We start from the raw sequence: 18,285 nt of genomic DNA, 5'->3' as shown, positions 1-18,285 counted from the left end.
TTATTTCAGATGGTCTAAGGGCAAAGATGTTCGGCTGATGATTCTGCGCAATAAAAAGCTCGAATGCACGCCGGTAACACCTGGAATACGAGTCAGCTTACCAAGGAGAAATTCCTGGTAGCGCTCCATGTCTTCCACCACAACTTCAAGCAGATAATCCGCCGACTGCCCCGTGACTAGGCTGCAAGATTTCACCTCAGGGAAAGACTCTAGGGTCGATTCAAACAGTTCAAAGCGGTCGGGAGTGTGTCTGTCCATACTAATTTGTATGAACGCGGTCAGCTTTAACCCCAGTTTGTTTTGATTTAACAAGGTCACACTTTTATCAATCACACCGCTTTCCTCCAGCGCCTTTACCCGACGCAAGCAAGGTGAGGCAGACAAACCGACACGATCTGCCAACTCCTGATTAGTTAAGCTAGAATCTTGCTGTAATTCACGCAAGATACTCAAATCTATTTTATCTAAACCCATAACAGGCACTCCCTTTCGCTAATTTTTACTTGTATTGCGCAATTTAATGCCATTAATATTGCAATTGCTATAAAAAACGCAATCTTTTACCCAATAAAATTCGCTATGATAGAGTCATAGCAAGTCACTTAACCAAGTGAACCAAATAACAACGTGAGCTTATCGGCTCCATCAAAGAATAAGGGAAAGATCATGACTTCTTTTGATCATACTAAGTACACAGCATTTAAGCCTGTTGCTATTGAAAATCGCACCTGGCCAGACAAGACCATTACCAAAGCGCCAATCTGGTCCAGTGTTGACCTTCGTGATGGTAACCAAGCCTTGGTTGAACCCATGACAGTGGAACAAAAGAAACAGTTCTTTGCCCTACTAGTGGATGTTGGTTTCAAAGAAATCGAAGTCGGTTTCCCAGCGGCGTCTCAGTTGGACTTTGACTTTGTTCGTTGGTTGATCGAAGAAGACCAAGTACCAGACGATGTTTACGTTCAAGTATTGACTCAAGCGCGCCCTGAATTGATTGCTCGCACTTACGAGTCTTTAAAAGGCGCTAAGAAAGCCATCGTTCACGTGTATAACTCAACGTCCACCACACAGCGTGAACAAGTTTTCCGCATGGACAAAGAAGGCATTAAACAAATAGCAGTGAACGGCGCCAAATGCGTCAAAGAACACGCCGAAAAGCACCCAGAAACAGAATGGGTCTTTCAGTATTCACCAGAAAGCTTTACAGGCACAGAGATCGATTACGCCATTGAAGTGGTAGATGCTGTTGCCGATGTATGGCAACCCACACCTGAAAACAAAATTATTATCAACTTGCCTGCAACCGTAGAAGTGTCTACTCCTAACCGTTATGCAGACCAAATTGAATATTTCTGCCGCAATGTTAAACAGCGCGACAGCATGATTGTAAGCCTACACACTCACAATGACCGTGGTTGTGGTGTAGCGGCCGCAGAATTAGGCGTTATGGCTGGCGCAGACCGTATCGAAGGCACATTGCTAGGTAACGGCGAGCGTACAGGCAATATGGACGTCGTCACTATGGCGATGAACATATACAGCCAAGGTATTGATCCAGAGTTGGCGTTGGGCGATATGGACCGCATCATAAGTGTGGTTCAAGCTTGCACCTTGTTACAAGTTCACCCGCGTCACCCTTACGCAGGCGAATTGGTGTTCACCGCCTTCTCTGGCTCTCATCAAGATGCGATTAAAAAATGTTTGGCTAACCAAACCGACGACAAACCTTGGGATGTGGCGTACTTGCCCATTGACCCTCGCGATGTGGGACGCAGCTATCAAGAAGTCATTCGTGTAAACAGCCAGTCCGGTAAAGGCGGTGTCGCTTATACTCTTGAGCAAGAATACGGTTTGGCTTTGCCTCGCTGGTTGCAAGTAGAATTCAGCCCAATCGTGCAAGCATTTGCAGAAAAAGACGGTGGTGTTGTGGATGCCGAATCGATGAAAAATTTATTCGAAACCCACTTTATGACAGGGGACACGCCTTACAAATTAGGCAAATATGACCTTGCAAAAGACGACGTGGACACAGTCAAAGCGGAATTGATCGGTGAAGATGGCAAGCTAAGCATTAAAGGCAATGGCAATGGTGCTTTGTCTGCATTCAGCGAGGCGCTAGGCAGCCACTTTAATATGCGCGTCGACATTATTCAGTATCAAGAACACGCCTTGACAGTGGGCAGTAACTCACAAGCCATTGCCTATGTTCAGGCCAACATTGACGGTGATCGTTACAACGGTGTTGCCATTGATTACGATATTGTTTCCGCGTCTATTCAGGCTTTATTGGCCACAGTGAACCAAAAAGTTGCTGAAAACAAAGACGCCGCTGTTGCTTGATGATAAAAATGCGGCTATTGCGTAATTAATCCGCAAGAAGCACATAAAAAAACCGAAAATTCACATTTTCGGTTTTTTTTGCTTATGAAATCAACAAAGCAGATCAACGAGCCTTGAATGAATAGCAAACTATGGCAACAACTTAGACAATAAAACACAATCTTCCGTGTCATTACGGCTGTTTTTTACTCTATCCAATATTTTTTGTGCGACGTCTTTTTGACGCTGAGCAACATACTTTGAATCCACCGTCTTTTGTACACTTTCCAAGTAGGTGTTTAGCTTAGGGGTACAATAGTCCTCAAAGGCAAACGCATTAGTGGAAACAAAAAAACTCGTTAGCCCAATCAAGGCAGCAGAAAATAAGATCTTTGGCGACATGGTCTTTCCTAATTAAAGTTATCTTTAAAAATTAGACCACAGGTGGCTAAAAAGTGAAACACAAAGCACAGTCCGTGCTCGGTATTTGACTATTTAGCAGCACCATAAACAGATGAAAAGCGGTTCACTTATTTATGGTGCCCCTTTAAGACATTACAAAGCGATGACTTGATCACAGGTTTTTTGCACCAGGTCAGGATCATGACTCACCATTAGCACAGCGCACCCCGTTTCTCTCGCCAATTCAACCAATAAATGGGTCACGTCTTTTGCCGTAATCGGGTCCAAACGTGACGTTGGCTCATCCGCAAACAAAAACACCGGATCCAGCAGCAAGGCACGCAAAATAGCAAAACGCTGCAATTCGCCGCCGGACACCTCCAAGCACGAACGCTGCAACAGGGTTTCAGGCAAATTCAACCGCGTCATCAAGGGCGCTATACGCTCTTGCGCTATACCATGCAAACGGACTAAATCGTTTAATAACGTGCCCAATGACACACTGGCAGTAAACGCAGAAGGTGGGTCTTGATACAATTTTAGCCATTGATAGGGTTTTGCTGTGTTATTCGATCGCGTTATTTTTCCAGCCGACACTGGCAACAGCCCCAGCAACGCATCGCCCAAGGAAGACTTACCGCAGCCACTGTCACCGACCACACCAACTACTTCACCTTTCTTAACCGAAAACGACACGCCTTCAAACAAGGTTCGCCCTCCTCGCGCAATGGCGATGTTTTCTGCCATCAAAACCGTTTCTGCGGCCTGATCCCGAGAAGGTCGCGCAACCTCTCGCCAAGCGATAGGCTCCGCAGCGATCAGTGCCTGTGTGTAGCTGTCTTGTGGGTGATCAAGCACCTCAACGGCCTTACCCTGCTCAACCAATCGTCCTTCTTTCATCACCAGCAGTTCACCACCTAACTGGCGAGCAATCGCCACATCATGGGTAATGGTTAATAAGCTGCCCTGTGCTGAACGGGACTGCAACAAACGCACAATTCCGTCACGGCGAGACACATCCAGCCCTTTTGTCGGCTCATCCGCCAAAATCACATGAGCACCGCCCGCCGTTGCGGCCGAGATAGCCAAACGCTGCGCCATACCACCGGATAACTGACCGGGCCGTTTGTGAGCACTGTCGGCTAAGCCTACTTGCTGTAAATCTTGCGCCGCACCCGCCATGGCTTGCTGATAAGATTGGCCTTGTACGTGCTGATATACCTCAGCCACCTGATGAATGCCTTTCATTAACGGGTCTAACGCATGCCAAGGTTCTTGGGGGAGCATAACCATTTCTCGCCCCCATAATGACTGGCGTTCGCTGAGAGGCAGTGGTTTTCCAAACACCTCAACCACACCTCGAAGTGACAAGGTGGCAGGCAACAACCCCATAACGGCTTGCGCTAACAAGCTTTTACCAGAACCGGTTTGTCCTAAAATCGTGAGCGGTACCCCTTGTTTTAATTCAAGCGATATCGGCTCCAGCAAACAAGTGTCACCCACATACACGGCCACATCGGTTAATTTTAGCAATACACTCATACCCGTTTCCCTGCCAACAAATGAAACCCAAATACCATTAAGGCAATGACAACTAAGGGTTGCGCCAATAACCAAGGGGCATCACTGTAAAATGGAAATAATTCTACTGTCATCAGACCCAACTCGGCTAATGGCGGTTGAATCCCCACATACACAAAACCCAAAGACGCCATAGTTAAAATGGCATTCGCACCGCCAAACGCCGCCAAGGTAAAAACAGAAGGGGCAATGGCTGGCCAAATATGGCGTTTAAATTGATACCAACGACCAAAACCCATCATGTGAGATGACTGTCTGGCTGGGCTTTCGATGACATTTTGCGTAATGGCGCGAACCACACGAAAATACTCCACCCATTGCACCAGTGAGATCGCCAAATACAGTATCCAGAACGACCCTGGCACAATAGCCGCAAACAAAAGCACGACCACTAACCCAGGCAAGGCCAATAGAATATTGACCACCACGCCTAAGGCATGATCGACTTTTTTACCCCCCCAGACGGCCCAAACGCCCAAGGCCGTTCCTAGTAAAGAAGACGTCACCACACACAACACACCCAAGGCAAATGACAAACCCACCGCGTGCGCCATGCGCGTAAACATACTGCGCCCAAAGTGATCGGTACCAAGCCAATGAACCATAGAAGGCGGGTCTAAAACGGCATTTAAATCCTGCTGAGAAATGCTATACGGCGAGAAGACCATCCCCATAAAAGAAAACACCAATAAGCCAAGCAATACACTCAAGCCCGCCCATTGAGATCTTGTCATTGTTCGCGTCATGACTGTCTTACTCCCCTTGGGTCAATCCACAAGCACAGCATGTCCACCAAGGTATTCAAGGCGACAAACAAGATCCCCATTACCAAAGCCGCCCCCTGTATGACAGGAATGTCTCGGGCAAAAATAGCGTGAGCCAACCCATGACCAATTCCCGGCCAAGAAAACAAAGACTCAATCATCACAATCCCTTCAATCATGCTCACCAATTGAATACCAAAAAACGCCACCACAGGCACGGCGATATTGCGCGCCCCATGCCGCCGAAAGGTTTGCCAAGCAGACAAACCTTTGACCTTGGAGAATTGATAAAATGCTGCTTGGAAAGTGTGTTTAGCAGAATCCCTCACCACGCGATTTGACACCGCCGCTAAGCTCAGCGCCAACGTCAATGCAGGCAGCACTAAATGCGCTGGTGTTCCAAATCCTGCCACCGGAAACCAATTCCAATGCAAAGCAAACAACAAGATAAATACAACACCTAGCACAAACACAGGAATGGCTCGTATCAAGCTCGACAAGCCCATGAACACCGAATCCAGCGGATTACCTCGCCAAGCGCACAACAAACCCACTGGCACCGCAATCAGTATCGACACCAATAAACCCGCCAAGGCCAGCAACAGTGAGTGTCCCAACATATGGTTCACAATCTCAGTAACAGGGGCGCCGCTCACCAAAGAATGACCTAAGTTCAGTTGCAATAAATCCAGCAGCCAATGCCAATACGCTGCAAAAGCGCCTTGATCCAAACTCAACTCTTCTCGAACCAAAGCCGCTGCTTCTGAGTTCACATTGTCTTGACCATAACGACTCGCTGCGATCCGATAGGCCATGTCTCCCGGCAAAGAACGCATTAGGATGAAGGTCAAGGTGCCAACACCCCAAACCACGGTCACTAATTGCAAGGCTCTTTTTAACAACATGGCCTTCATGGCTTAACAAACTCCATTTCATTCAAAAAGAAACTGCGCTCAAAAGGGTCGTATCGAAAGCCTGCGACACGCTTATTCACCGACGTTTGCTGCACATAAAAAGTAACAGGGATCATTGGACGCTCGTTATAGATCAATTGCGCACTACGCTGGGCAATGTCTCGGTATTGCTTGGGGTCTGCTGTGTGCTCAAGCGATGACAAAAGCTGGCTCAATTCCGCATTATTCCAATTCATTGCCCCCCAATCACCGCCACCGTTAGCGCCAAAGTCCGACAACATTACCCCCAACGGATCGGCAATGAAGCCGTAGTTACGCGCCATTAAAGCCACTTCTAAGGAGCCGTCTTGATGGCCCATCGGAATGGCACTGGAATTGGTTACCTGAACCTTGGTGCTGATACCAATTGCCTGCCATTGAGCTTGGATGGCGGTAGCGACAGTGGTGAGCTCTGGACGGTCTGCATAGGTGATCAGAGTTAACTCAAACGCCTGTCCGTCTCTTTCCAGCATTCCCTGGGCATTCTTTTTCCAGCCTAATGACGCCAATAAAGCATCTGGCTTAATTGTCTGAGCTTGATTGTCATTGTCTAAACGATTGAGGTGCCAATTGGATAAAAAGGCTGGCATCAGCTGCTCGGCTTCCGACCCGGGCGTGCGCAATATGCCATTCGCAATCCCTTGACGGTTGATCGCCATGCTCAGGGCTTGACGCGCACTCACATCGTTTAAAAATGGGTGACCACTGTTTACCTTCAAAACAATGGTTCGAGGAATCGCATTGGAATACAGAGCTAAATTTGGTAAACGCTTCAGAGAAGGAATACTGGCAGGGTCTAAACCAAACACGATATCTGCCTGACCACTGCGCGCCTGCAACACGCGGCTCTCAACACGGTGACCGGTTAAATAGCTCGCATAGGGAATTGTGGCTTTTTTTCCCCAATAATCGTCAAATTTTTCCACGACCAATTTGTGTGGCGGAGCAAACTGATGCAGCTGGTAAGGCCCCGTTGCAGACAAAGCTAACACTTCACCGTCTTGACCATACCCTTCTGGTGACACAATACCGTTGGCATAATTGGCTAATACCGCCCCTAAAAGCGTATAAGGCCGAGATAAGCGAATCACTAGCGTGTTTTTATCAACGGCTTGAATACTTTCAATAGGCGCATTTCGTAGTGCACCGTGTTTGGCTTGAGCAATAGACAAGCTATTGACGACCGCCTCCGCGTCCATCAAGGCACCATCATGAAAACGCACCCCTTCCCGTAAATGAAAAGACCAGGTTTTTGCGTCTTCACTGATCTCCCAACGCTCAGCTAACGCGGGAATCAACAGCCCTTTTTCATCCACATCCAGCAGTGTTTCCAACACCTGCATACGGCTGTAAATAAAACCATTTTTAGACGGGTCTAAACTGGTAAATTCAAACGCCGCACTGATCGACAAGGTATTAGACTGAGTCGGTTGCGCAATCGCTCCCCCACTCGACAAAGCCCCAACCACCAACACACAGGACAAAACACGCTTCAAACCACAAGAGATCATTATTTGCTCACTCACAACTATGACAAAAAGTTATGATATAACATAATAAATACACATGACAATCACTTGATAATAACTTTCATTAACCCCCAGTAATCTCTGTATAAAATCCAAAAAAAAACCAGCTCAACGAAGGTTGAACTGGTTTTTTTACTTTGCTAGTTGCTTAATTGGCTATTCGCTTAAAGCGTTAGATCAAAAAGAAGCATTGTGGCCTATTAGAATGTGATTATTTAAACACACGCTGTCTAACGCCTTCTAAACGTTTCAAAATAGCATCCATACGCTCAGGTCTAACCATAAACTCTTGGAAACCTTTCATGCCTTCCTGTGCCATGCTGGGGTCTGTATCACGGTCATAAAATTGAGCGGTACCGGAAGCGTTATTCAACATTTCAACGCCTTTGTTTAAGAAGAAATCATCTGGCGCTTTGGCTTTGGCATGTGGCGGGATCTGCAACAAGGCTTCATTCACCAAGGTTTGGTTGTCCGCGCGTGCCATAAAGGCCAAGAACTTACGCGCATCTTCTTTGTTGGCCGCTTTGGCTGGAATATGAATGGTGTCCATCGGCGCATCTTCCGCCATACCAACTGAAGGATTTATCTGTGGGAATTGGAAGAAACCCATTTTACCGTCCAGTTCTTTCGGGAAATTCGGCACAATGAAGTTACCAATTAAGTACATAGCGGCTTTGCCGTTGTACATAAAGGGCTGTGCTTCTTGCCAAGAGTACGACGCATGATTGTCTAAAAAATGGCCTTTATCAATCAACACCTTCCAATTTTCGAAGGTTTGGCGCACACGCGGATCGGTATAAGGAATCTTGCCATCCATCAAATCGATATGAAAGTCCAAGCCATTGGTACGCAAATTCAAATAGTCAAACCAACCGGCTGCGGTCCATAAGTATTTAGTACCAATCGCAATGGGTGCAATATCGTTGGCTTTTAAGGTGTCGTTTACCGCTATAAATTCTTCCCACGTCTTAGGCTCAGCCAACCCTAGGTTGTCAAAAATATCTTTGCGGTAATAAATGCCCCATTGATAGTAGGTGTATGGAACGCCCCACTGCTTGTCATTAATGGTCATGGCAGGCGCCGCTGACGCCATGTTTACCTTCAGCTCTTGCTCGTCCCAAATATCACTGACATCTTCAAATAAACCGCGATCAACAAACGCTTTCATACGGTTACCCGCGTACCAAAAAACGATGTCAGGTGGCGTTGTCGCTAGCCAATTACGAATCGCAGTTTTGTAGCCTTCTTTATCGTACAAATTGTATTTGACGGTGATATCAGGGTTTTCACTTTCGAATTTTTCAATGATCTCAGCAAACGCTTTTTTAGGTGCTGGATCGGCTTGATCCGAATTAATCACCAAGGTTCCAGCGTTCACCATAGAGACAGCACCCAGTGCCATTGCCCCTATCAACATGGATTGTAATTTTTTCATTTAGTAAGCCCTCTTTTTCTTTTTTATTAATTGGAACTGGGTTTCAGTATTAATCAAGTTTGACGAATTATCAACCACTAAAACACAATAAAAGAAACTCAGTTCCACTTTATTTAGTTTTTCTTCCAGATTGAAACGCCCGCTGCTTTTATCATCGGGTCACCCATCAATAACGCGGCGTTTTCTGGCGCAAAAAATACCGGACTTACCCCATAATTGAAGACAAAAATGACATTGCCTCGCTCCCGAACGCGTACCCCTTTTGGCAAATAATAAGTAGGTAAATTCGCCATCTCAGCAAGCTTCGCCAAGCTGGCCTTTAACACCTCAGTATCAATGCAAGAGCCAAGATAATAATGGCGACCCTCTCCCATTAGCACTGGATTCCCTCCGTCATCTTTTAACCAACACGGCAATGTCGTCTTTATCTGTTCATGCCAGTGTTTGAGGTTACCTGCCCCCCAACGACCCGATACGGCGGGCTGGGTATGCTCAGGCAAGGCATCAACTCGCTCTACCGTTAATGGTAATAAACTAGCCAATGGACCCGGAGCAAGGTTTTCAGGTATTTGGTAACTGTCGGTTTTGCTCCCCGTTCTTGGCCCCGCAAACAGCACGCCTTGATACGCACCTAACCTGTCATGTAACTCAGGAGAAATGTGAGCTTGAGCAGGTAACACAAGTAGCTCGTAGGTATCTAAAGAGGCATTGCTTGGAATAATATCGACTGATAATCCAAGTTCACGTAGCGCTTCATACATGCGGTAGCACCAAAACAGGTAGCGGTAAGCACGAGACTGAGGCTGAATATCCAATGACCAACAGGCATCATAATCAAACATTAAAGCCACTTTTCCGGCGCTGGGAAGCGACATTAACTCGTCTGCATCCAGCCCCAAAGACGCCGATAAACGTTTCACCTCCTCCGCAACCTGACGCGCTTCTTGAGCGGCTTCGGCTTCTTCGGCATCTGGGCGCAGCAATCCTGCGTGCATTTGCTCTTGCCCAAAGGGCGCCTGACGCCAGCGGAAATACGACACCAATTCCGCACCGTGAGAAAAGGCTTCCCATGTCCATAAGCGCACAGCGCCATTGGCAGGTGTGGGATTATGTGGCGCCCAGTTCACAGGGCCAGGCTGCTGCTCCATTATCCATAAGCGGCCTTTACCACAGCCACGGTATAAGTCATGGTGAAAAGCACCAAAATCGGGATGCCCAACGCGCATGTACTGGTGTTTTTCTTCTGCGGTATAGATCGCTTCTTGATCCAAAAAGCCCAGCGGATAAGTATCCCAACTCGCCACATCCAGATCTTGACCCACTTTGTGGTGATCAAATGCCGTAAAGAATCCCATGTAGTTGTGCACTAAATCACGGCCTGTGGAATGCTCACGCAAGATATCCACTTGCAGCTTGTTAAAGGCTACCACTTGATCTGAGCAACAACGTTGAAAGTCCAAACGATGGGATGGGTTGGCTTCGGTCACGGTTAAGTTTGGCAATTCAATTTCATCAAAAGACCGATAATCCATGCTCCAAAACACATTGCCCCAGGCTTTATTCAAGGCGGCAACTGTTCCGTATTTCTCTGCCAGCCAAAGACGAAACGCAGCCAAATCCGCTTCGGCATAACTTAATATGGTGTTATGGCAGCCATACTCATTATCGGTTTGCCAAGACGCTACCGCCGGATGCTGACCATATCGTTGTGCCATCAAAGTAACGATACGACGACATTCTTCACGGTACTCAAGGCTGGCAAAGGTATAATGGCGACGCGAACCAAAGTGACGTACTCGGCCCTGCTCGTCTTTCGCCAACATCGATGGATGACGATCCACCAGCCACTTTGGTGGTGTCGCGGTCGGCGTTCCTAAAATGACTTTCAAACCATGGGCATGCAAAATATCCAAGGATTCTGCTAACCATTCCCAATGAAATTCCCCAGGAGTGGGTTCGATTTTGCTCCAGCTGAACTCACCAATACGCACGAATTCAATACCGATACGCTGCATGTGCTTAGCGTCTTCAACCCAACGGCTTTTTGGCCAATGTTCTGGGTAATAACATACACCTAATTTCATATTCTATGCTCCTGCAAAAGGCTGACTTGGCGCACCAGTAACATCCAGCCCCATTGCGCTGTTTAAATCGATGGCAATCACATGACCAGACAAAGGTTTGTCTGCCAATTCGTCTTCAGTGGTAGCTACGCTGGCAGAAGTAATGAATAAGATATTGCCGTCTGGGCCACCCAATGCGCAGCTTGTGGGTTTTGAAAAAGGCAATTCAATGGTTTGTAATACGTCACCTTCTGGGTTGTAGCGCACCACTCGCGAACCATCCCAGTTGGCGTTCCACAAACACCCTTCAGAATCGATGCAAGAACCATCGGCACCAATGCCTTCTTTCACTGCAAAAAACGGTTTTTGGCTACGCACATCGTAAAATTCCGGGTAAGGAAAAGCATGTACCTTGCGCGTCATGGAATCGCCAAAGTAAAACCGTCCACGAGACTCATCCCACGCCAACGTATTGGAAATACCAATGCCTTCCAGCATCAAGGTCTTCTTGCCCTCTGGTGTCACTTTCCAGAGTCGACCCGATGCTTGCTCTTCGGCATCGTCCATGGTGCCTACCCAAAGATCCCCATTAGGGTCACATTTCGCATCGTTACTGCGATTACCAGGAATGTCTGTATCCAAATCACACAATGGCTCTAATTCGCCAGTAGACTTGTCTAAGTACGCGACGGAATCTGCCAAGGCCACCAATAATCGATCACTTTGCGTGGTAAATACCGCGGACACTTTTTTCGGCAAAGTCCAATGTTGAGTTTCATTTGACGCTTGGTGCCAACGCCACACTTGGCAGGCCGGAATATCGACCCAGTAAAGGGCTTGCTCTGACTGGCTCCAAAATGGCCCTTCGGCCAGTTGATGGCGCTGCGTACTGATTTGATGCATTATTGTTATTCTCCCACCTGTTTTAACGACTTAACTTAATAAGAGCCTTATTTCTGATACGCTTTCCACGCGGCCATAAAGGCCTCTGCATTGGCACGAGTGGTTTCTACAGACTGACCTTTTTTATACAACGCGGACCCCAGCCCAAAACCACGGGCACCCACATTCAAATACTCTTTCACGTTATCTGGCGTTACGCCGCCAACGGGACACAACCACGTCTCGGCAGGAATCACGGCGCCCAAGGCTTTCACCACATTGATCGTTGGTAAGGCTTCGGCCGGAAAGAGTTTCACCGCATCCGCGCCCGCATGCAGTGCTGCGAACGCTTCGCTCGCGGTAAAAAAGCCCGGCATGGCGTACAAGCCAGCCACTTTTGCCGCTTTAATCAGCTCGACGTCCGTGTGCGGACAGACCATCAGCTTAGCGCCAGTGGCGACCAGTTCGGTTAATTGAGGCATAGTCAATACAGTGCCCGCACCGATCAAGGCTTGATCGCCAAAGCGTTCTTGCAATGTGCGAATACTGGTAAACGCATCGGGCGAATTAAGCGGCACTTCAATCAAACGAAAACCAGCATTCAGCAAAACTTGAGCATGCTCAACCACCTCATCTGGTGTAACACCACGCAATATGGCGACCATGGGGAATTCATGCATCAATGCATTAAAAGAGTGTGTCATCATGTTAAGCTCCTATAGCCGAACGGTTTTTCAACGTATTTTGACGATTTGCTAGGCGTTTTAAGCCCCGAATGCTGGCTTCGTTCGCCGCTAAAAACTCAGCGTTAAGGCCTCGAGAAGACAAGGCTAAAGCATACCGTTCACTTAACGCCTGACTACCAATAATCAAAACGGGGCTTGTTGATGTGGCCTGCGTCGCTAACACATCGTTTACATCATGACCAATCACCACACCAGACAGGTAGTCTCGCACCTCATCGGCCCTCAGTTCGCCACAAACAAAACGGCTACGAGCACTAAACAAATGATGCAAAATACCACCTGCTTGCTGACTGGCGAGCACGCCTTTGTTAAAGGCGTTTTCATTCAGCTGATCCGACTTAGGCAAGCCCTTTACTAGACTGGATTCATCATCCAATCGTGCAAATAATTCACCTGTTATCGAGGTAGAAAATTGCACTACCTGCCCATCGGTAATCTGTACCCATTTACAGTGGGTACCTGGCAAGCAAAATAGCGGCGCATCTTTACCGCGACCTTCAGCCTCTAACCAATCCATTGCGCCCAGTAGCTGAGTCTCTTCACCACGCATTACATCAAGGTGACCCGCTATGCCAATGGCTTGCAACCCAGGAACGATAGCCACACGATTGGGCAATGAGGTCGACAACCACACCAGGTGGTCACCTAAATCATCCAACTTGATTGGGCATTGCTGATATGGCACTTCTTGCCAGCCACCTCGGCTGCCCACCATGCCCGCCATATAGATGGGTAAATCAGACGTGAGCCAGTCGCCTAACAACTCGGATAAAACGGTTTCAAAATCCGCTGTGCCGAGCTTGAGCATGCCGCGATCACTGTCTCGTTGCTCTTCAATATCGCCATCCTGATTCATCAAAAAAGCGCGTAAATTGGTCGTTCCCCAATCAACAGCAATAAAGCGGGGGTGATCTCTAACCGTATGAGAAACTGGAGTTAATGGCGTCATTACACACGCCCTCCGTCCACAATCAAACTTTGTCCAGAGATCATTCGGCTGTCATCTGCGCCCAAAAACAACACTAAATCGGCGACATCTTCTGGTTCGATTTTTTCTTTCAGCGCTTGCTGTGTCATCAGCTCAGCTTCCGCTTCTGGGGTCAGCCACAGACGCTTTTGCTTTTCCGTCATCACCCAGCCTGGCAGTACCGTATTAACACGAATTTTCTGCCCACCAAGCTCACGGGCCAAGCCTTTGGTTAAGCCTGAAATACCGGCTTTTGCGGTCACATAGCCCGGATAACCAGCCAGCCCCAACATCCAAGAGTTCGAACTCATATTAATGATGCTTCCGCCACCGGCTTCAGCCATGGCTGGCGCCACCGCTTGAGCTGCAAAGAAATGGTGTTTTAAATTCACTGACATGCATTGGTCAAACGCCTCTGACGTCATGTCTTGTAAGGTATGACGTTGATCATTAGCGGCATTGTTTACCAAGATACGAATCGCGCCCCAATCCGCCATTCGTTCCGCAATGACGTTTTGAAGCGTGTCTATTTCTGTCAAATCCACTAGATTAAAATGGGCTTTTAATCCTTGATCATTCAGCTCTTTTGCTAGGCTATCGCCTGCTACTTGATCAATATCGAAAAAACTCACCAAACACCCTTGCTGAGCCAGCGCTCGCACCAAGGCTTCGCCAATGCCAGACGCTCCCCCGCTCACCAGAGCATGACGCCCTGCTAAACTGGGAAAAACCGTTTTATTTTGATGATGTGTCATTAATGGGACTCCCTGCTCACTTTTGAGCCACTGTTGCCAACAAGAAAGTCTAGATCGGCTCCCTGATCCGCTTGCATAACATGGTCAATGTATAATTTGGCATAGCCACGGTGATATTCACTTTCTTCTGGTTGCCATGCGGCTTTACGACGCGCCATTTCTTCATCAGAAATATGCAAATGCAAACCACGACCTTCTACATCAAGGGTGATTTCATCGCCGTTTTGAACCAAGGCCAACGGCCCGCCGACAGTCGATTCGGGCGCCACATGCAGCACCACAGTACCAAACGCCGTGCCACTCATGCGCGCATCACTGATGCGCACCATGTCGGTAATACCTTGTTCTAACAACTTACTTGGCAAGGCCATGTTGCCCACTTCTGGCATACCCGGATAACCTTTTGGTCCACAGCCTTTCAGCACCAGAATCGAATCTTTGTCGACTTCCAGCTCTGGCGTATCGATACGGGCTTTGTAGTCTTCGATGTTTTCAAACACCACGGCCTTGCCTGTATGTTGCAACAACGCCGGTGTCGCTGCGCTCGGTTTAATAATCGCGCCTAGTGGCGACAAGTTACCGCGTAACACCGCAATGCCCGCGTTCGCTCGTAATGGCTTATCAAGAGGACGAATCACCTCTTCGTTGAAACACTCTGCGCCTTCGGTAATCTCACCCAAGGTAGCGCCACACACTGTGTTGGCAGTCATATCAAACAGATGGCTCAAGCGCTGAATTAACGCTGGAAAACCGCCCGCGTAATGGAAGTCTTCCATCAAGAATCGACCCGATGGCATCAAATCCACTAAGCAAGGAATTTCCGCCCCGATACGATCCCAATCTTCTAAGGTCAACTCCACACCAACACGCCCCGCAATCGCCAACAAATGCACCACCGCATTGGTAGAACCACCAATGGCAGCATTGGCACGAATGGCGTTTTCAAACGCAGTCTTGGTTAAAATATCCGACGGTTTTAGATCTTCTTTGACCATCTCGACAATGCGAGCGCCTGTCATATGCGCCAACGCCTGACGGCGGGCATCTACTGCTGGCAAGGTACCGTTTTCTGGTAACGACATGCCCAAAGCTTCAATCAGACACGACATGGTCGACGCCGTTCCCATGGTCATACAAGTGCCACGAGAACGAGACATGCCCGATTCCGCGCGCATGAAAGCATCAAGGCTCATTTTGCCACCGCGGACCGCTTCACTGAATTTCCATACATCGGTGCCAGAGCCGATGTCTTTACCGCGATATTTACCGTTTAGCATTGGGCCAGAAGACACAACGATAGTCGGTAAGTCCACTGAGCACGCGCCCATTAATTGCGCTGGCGTGGTTTTGTCACAACCGCCCAGCAAAACAACACCGTCCATGCCGTAAGCGCGCATGGACTCTTCCACGTCCATACTCATCAAATTACGGAACAGCATGGCCGTCGGCTTCATTTGAGTTTCACCCAGCGACATCACGGGAAACTCTAAAGGCACACCGCCCGCTTCCCACACGCCACGCTTTACGTATTCCGCCAATTCACGAAGGTGCGAATTACACGGCGTCAATTCACTCCATGAATTACAAATACCAATGATGGGGCGACCATCAAAACTGTGATCTGGCAAACCTTGGTTTTTCATCCAACTACGATGAATAAAACCGTCTTTATCTAACTTGCCGTACCATTGTTGGCTGCGTAATGGTTTTTTATCTTTATTATTGTTGTCGCTCATTCAATGTTTCTCCATCAAAGGTACGGCTTGAATCGCTAGCAATACGAGAGATTCAGGGTCAAAAATAGGCAGCTGTAAGCCAACTTGGCTCAAACTCGCACCGTTTAAAATAAGGTCTTTTTTCCACCACGCAGGCAAGACTTTCATCAGATGGCCTGGTAATGGGCTGTGTTCCAGAACCTCTACTCGGTAGAGTTGATCTGGTAATAAATTCGGCAGGCAAACAGGCAAGGTTTGCGCTTGTTTTGGCATGGCGAGTTGACTATAAACAGCCAAGCCTTGCAGGCGATCTTGGCTCAACGCCCACTGGGTTTGTGCTCGGCCATCGGCACTGGGCAAACGCCAATTGTTGCCTTTATGCAACACGCTTCGGTACTGCTTGTAATGAGAGAGCCAATTGGCAATCGTTACTTTTTGCTCTTCATTAGCGTCTAGTAAATTCCATTCGATGCCCAAATGCCCCAACATGGCGGTTCCTGCTCGAAAGGTCACGTCATGCACTCGACTGGTGGTATGGCTTTTGTCTGGGCCAATATGAGAGCCCATTACCTCTGGTGGCAGAAAATAACTAAAACCGCGTTGGATACTTTGACGCTCTAAGGCATCGTTGCAATCTGACGCCCAAAAACGTTTGGTGTAATTTAAAATGCCAAAATCCACTCGCGCACCGCCAGACGAACAGCTCTCAATTTCCATATTAGGAAACGTTTGATTGAGCTCGCTCAACAAACGATACAAGGCGTCAACTTGCGCATGAGCCTGTGGCGCAATATCACCGCTTGGTTGGGTATAGTCTCGGTTCATATCCCATTTCACATAATCAATCGGATATTCGCTAAACAAGGCAAATAAGCGCTCACGGATATATTGATAAGCGTCTGGTTTGGCTAAGTTCAATACCAATTGATTACGTGCCAAAGCAGGTTCGTACTGAGGCAACTGCAATGCCCAATCCGGATGCGCACGGAATAGATCAGAGTCTGGATTGACCATTTCAGGTTCAAACCACAAACCAAACTCCATACCTAAGTCGTCTTTCACATAACGAATCAAGGGCATTAAACCCTCTGGGTATTTGCCGACATCAACAAACCAATCACCCAGCGCCGCTTTGTCGTGGTGACGACCACGGAACCAACCATCATCAAGAATATAACGCTCGACACCTACTTCAGCGGCGGCTTTCGCCAGTGCTTTCAGCTTGGTCATATCGTGATCAAAGTAAAAGGCTTCCCAAGTATTGAGATGAACAGGACGAGGCTTAGTTAACTTCAAACGATGACGCGCTTCTTGATGAAACTGTTGGCTCATGATGTTTAAACCAGATGCACTGTGTGCGGCTAAGAATTCTGGCGTCGTGATCGACTCATTCGTCGCCAGCACGATTTCCCCCGGCAAATACAAAACTTCGGCTTGCAAATAGCGATGACCTTCGGCGGTGTAATCAGCTTTTAATCTGTGATTGCCGCTCCACGCTAGATGCGCACCAACAAGCTCACCCTGTTGCTCACCAAAGCCTTGTTCACCCACAATAACGGCCGGAAAGTTCGCTTGAGAATTGCGACCATTGCGGTTTTCTTGCAACCAAGTGGCGTACCAATCACTGCGCTCTTGCTGAAACTCCTGACACCAGCGGCCATAAAATCCCATTCGTTCAGTACATTTACTGGCAACGGGTAAAGTACAAGCCAAACGTTGCACCGTGACATCGGCTTGACCGTGGTTGCTCAATGTTAACTGCTGACGTAATAGACCAGACGGCAACAAGCCAATATTCAGAGCCACCGACAACTGCGCAACCTTGTCTTCTAAGCGAATCAAAAAGCCATTTTGCTGCTCTTCCACATCCACTAATGTCCAGCAAGCTGCCCACGCTGGCCGATCTGCAGCCATGGCTTCCACTCCTGGCGTTTGCAACCAACCGCGGCCCGCTTCAGGAATCAGCGACATAGGGGTAGGTTTATCCATCATGCCTTGCGGTATGGCTGCCTGCTGTGACAAATAGAGGCTGTTTAAATCGGTCGTTTTGGGTAAAGCATCACCAAAATACAACAATTCTGGCGCACCCTGTTTTGGGCAAGTAATTACCAAGGTCTTGTTTTGCTCTGGTAAATCTTGTCGATAAAAAAACATGTTTAACTCGTCAGACATCA

Annotated in this window: 15 protein-coding genes; 1 reads left to right on the top strand and 14 read right to left on the bottom strand. The window is 48.0% G+C overall.

The window, feature by feature from the left end; all coding sequences use genetic code 11:
• Positions 1–474 carry an Lrp/AsnC family transcriptional regulator gene (locus EBI00_RS11855; protein ID WP_123096149.1) on the bottom strand — a complete coding sequence of 158 codons (474 nt, stop codon included), beginning with the start codon at positions 472–474 and terminating at the stop codon, positions 1–3.
• Positions 475–666: 192 nt separating this feature from the next.
• Between EBI00_RS11855 and leuA the strand changes: the two genes are divergently transcribed.
• Entirely contained in the window at positions 667–2,340 is a 1,674-nt protein-coding gene (gene leuA / locus EBI00_RS11850; RefSeq protein ID WP_123096148.1) for a 2-isopropylmalate synthase, read from the top strand.
• Between the two features lie 129 nt (positions 2,341–2,469).
• Here leuA and EBI00_RS11845 read toward each other — a convergent pair whose 3' ends face one another.
• From EBI00_RS11845 to EBI00_RS11785, 13 genes are all read right to left on the bottom strand, one after another.
• Positions 2,470–2,721 (bottom strand): hypothetical protein, encoded by a 252-nt coding sequence (locus tag EBI00_RS11845; RefSeq protein ID WP_123096147.1) that lies wholly within the window; start codon positions 2,719–2,721, stop codon positions 2,470–2,472.
• Between the two features lie 153 nt (positions 2,722–2,874).
• Positions 2,875–4,263 (bottom strand): ABC transporter ATP-binding protein, encoded by a 1,389-nt coding sequence (locus EBI00_RS11840; protein WP_123096146.1) that lies wholly within the window; start codon positions 4,261–4,263, stop codon positions 2,875–2,877.
• Complete coding sequence (locus tag EBI00_RS11835; protein ID WP_123096145.1) at positions 4,260–5,048, bottom strand: ABC transporter permease; 789 nt, start codon at positions 5,046–5,048, stop codon at positions 4,260–4,262. The genes EBI00_RS11840 and EBI00_RS11835 overlap by 4 nt, the downstream gene beginning before the upstream one ends.
• Positions 5,045–5,980, bottom strand: a complete 936-nt coding sequence (locus EBI00_RS11830) for an ABC transporter permease (RefSeq protein ID WP_123096144.1) — start codon at positions 5,978–5,980, stop codon at positions 5,045–5,047. Before EBI00_RS11830 ends, EBI00_RS11835 begins: the two co-directional genes overlap by 4 nt.
• Entirely contained in the window at positions 5,977–7,530 is a 1,554-nt protein-coding gene (locus EBI00_RS11825; protein WP_123096143.1) for an ABC transporter substrate-binding protein, read from the bottom strand. Before EBI00_RS11825 ends, EBI00_RS11830 begins: the two co-directional genes overlap by 4 nt.
• Before the next feature lie 229 nt (positions 7,531–7,759).
• The gene (locus EBI00_RS11820; protein ID WP_123096142.1) at positions 7,760–8,983 is read right to left on the bottom strand and encodes an ABC transporter substrate-binding protein; all 1,224 of its coding nucleotides are present in this window, start codon (positions 8,981–8,983) and stop codon (positions 7,760–7,762) included.
• Positions 8,984–9,096: 113 nt separating this feature from the next.
• On the bottom strand, positions 9,097–11,067 hold the full coding sequence (locus EBI00_RS11815; protein WP_123096141.1) for a beta-galactosidase: 1,971 nt from the start codon (positions 11,065–11,067) through the stop codon (positions 9,097–9,099).
• A 3-nt stretch (positions 11,068–11,070) separates the two neighbouring features.
• Complete coding sequence (locus EBI00_RS11810; RefSeq protein ID WP_123096140.1) at positions 11,071–11,949, bottom strand: SMP-30/gluconolactonase/LRE family protein; 879 nt, start codon at positions 11,947–11,949, stop codon at positions 11,071–11,073.
• Positions 11,950–11,996: 47 nt separating this feature from the next.
• Complete coding sequence (locus EBI00_RS11805; protein ID WP_241557025.1) at positions 11,997–12,635, bottom strand: 2-dehydro-3-deoxy-6-phosphogalactonate aldolase; 639 nt, start codon at positions 12,633–12,635, stop codon at positions 11,997–11,999.
• A 1-nt stretch (position 12,636) separates the two neighbouring features.
• Entirely contained in the window at positions 12,637–13,623 is a 987-nt protein-coding gene (locus EBI00_RS11800) for a 2-dehydro-3-deoxygalactonokinase (protein WP_123096139.1), read from the bottom strand.
• Complete coding sequence (locus EBI00_RS11795; RefSeq protein WP_123096138.1) at positions 13,623–14,396, bottom strand: SDR family NAD(P)-dependent oxidoreductase; 774 nt, start codon at positions 14,394–14,396, stop codon at positions 13,623–13,625. The genes EBI00_RS11800 and EBI00_RS11795 overlap by 1 nt, the downstream gene beginning before the upstream one ends.
• A complete protein-coding gene (locus tag EBI00_RS11790) occupies positions 14,396–16,132 on the bottom strand; it encodes an IlvD/Edd family dehydratase (protein ID WP_123096137.1) in 1,737 nt (578 codons plus the stop codon). The genes EBI00_RS11795 and EBI00_RS11790 overlap by 1 nt, the downstream gene beginning before the upstream one ends.
• Positions 16,133–18,283 (bottom strand): alpha-galactosidase, encoded by a 2,151-nt coding sequence (locus EBI00_RS11785; RefSeq protein WP_123096136.1) that lies wholly within the window; start codon positions 18,281–18,283, stop codon positions 16,133–16,135.
• Positions 18,284–18,285: the final 2 nt, after the last annotated feature.

Source organism: Marinomonas hwangdonensis (assembly GCF_003721245.1).
Classification (GTDB): Bacteria; Pseudomonadota; Gammaproteobacteria; order Pseudomonadales; family Marinomonadaceae; genus Marinomonas; species Marinomonas hwangdonensis.
Note: the sequence above shows the minus strand (reverse complement) of the source record. Positions and strands in the feature narration are given on the sequence as shown.

What these genes read in the sequence shown, in the direction of transcription:
- EBI00_RS11855 (WP_123096149.1), bottom strand. Translation starts at nt 474, where the DNA reads ATGGGTTTAGATAAAATAGATTTGAGTATCTTGCGTGAATTACAGCAA.
- leuA (WP_123096148.1), top strand. Translation starts at nt 667, where the DNA reads ATGACTTCTTTTGATCATACTAAGTACACAGCATTTAAGCCTGTTGCT.
- EBI00_RS11845 (WP_123096147.1), bottom strand. Translation starts at nt 2,721, where the DNA reads ATGTCGCCAAAGATCTTATTTTCTGCTGCCTTGATTGGGCTAACGAGT.
- EBI00_RS11840 (WP_123096146.1), bottom strand. Translation starts at nt 4,263, where the DNA reads ATGAGTGTATTGCTAAAATTAACCGATGTGGCCGTGTATGTGGGTGAC.
- EBI00_RS11835 (WP_123096145.1), bottom strand. Translation starts at nt 5,048, where the DNA reads ATGACGCGAACAATGACAAGATCTCAATGGGCGGGCTTGAGTGTATTG.
- EBI00_RS11830 (WP_123096144.1), bottom strand. Translation starts at nt 5,980, where the DNA reads ATGAAGGCCATGTTGTTAAAAAGAGCCTTGCAATTAGTGACCGTGGTT.
- EBI00_RS11825 (WP_123096143.1), bottom strand. Translation starts at nt 7,530, where the DNA reads ATGATCTCTTGTGGTTTGAAGCGTGTTTTGTCCTGTGTGTTGGTGGTT.
- EBI00_RS11820 (WP_123096142.1), bottom strand. Translation starts at nt 8,983, where the DNA reads ATGAAAAAATTACAATCCATGTTGATAGGGGCAATGGCACTGGGTGCT.
- EBI00_RS11815 (WP_123096141.1), bottom strand. Translation starts at nt 11,067, where the DNA reads ATGAAATTAGGTGTATGTTATTACCCAGAACATTGGCCAAAAAGCCGT.
- EBI00_RS11810 (WP_123096140.1), bottom strand. Translation starts at nt 11,949, where the DNA reads ATGCATCAAATCAGTACGCAGCGCCATCAACTGGCCGAAGGGCCATTT.
- EBI00_RS11805 (WP_241557025.1), bottom strand. Translation starts at nt 12,635, where the DNA reads ATGATGACACACTCTTTTAATGCATTGATGCATGAATTCCCCATGGTC.
- EBI00_RS11800 (WP_123096139.1), bottom strand. Translation starts at nt 13,623, where the DNA reads ATGACGCCATTAACTCCAGTTTCTCATACGGTTAGAGATCACCCCCGC.
- EBI00_RS11795 (WP_123096138.1), bottom strand. Translation starts at nt 14,396, where the DNA reads ATGACACATCATCAAAATAAAACGGTTTTTCCCAGTTTAGCAGGGCGT.
- EBI00_RS11790 (WP_123096137.1), bottom strand. Translation starts at nt 16,132, where the DNA reads ATGAGCGACAACAATAATAAAGATAAAAAACCATTACGCAGCCAACAA.
- EBI00_RS11785 (WP_123096136.1), bottom strand. Translation starts at nt 18,283, where the DNA reads ATGTCTGACGAGTTAAACATGTTTTTTTATCGACAAGATTTACCAGAG.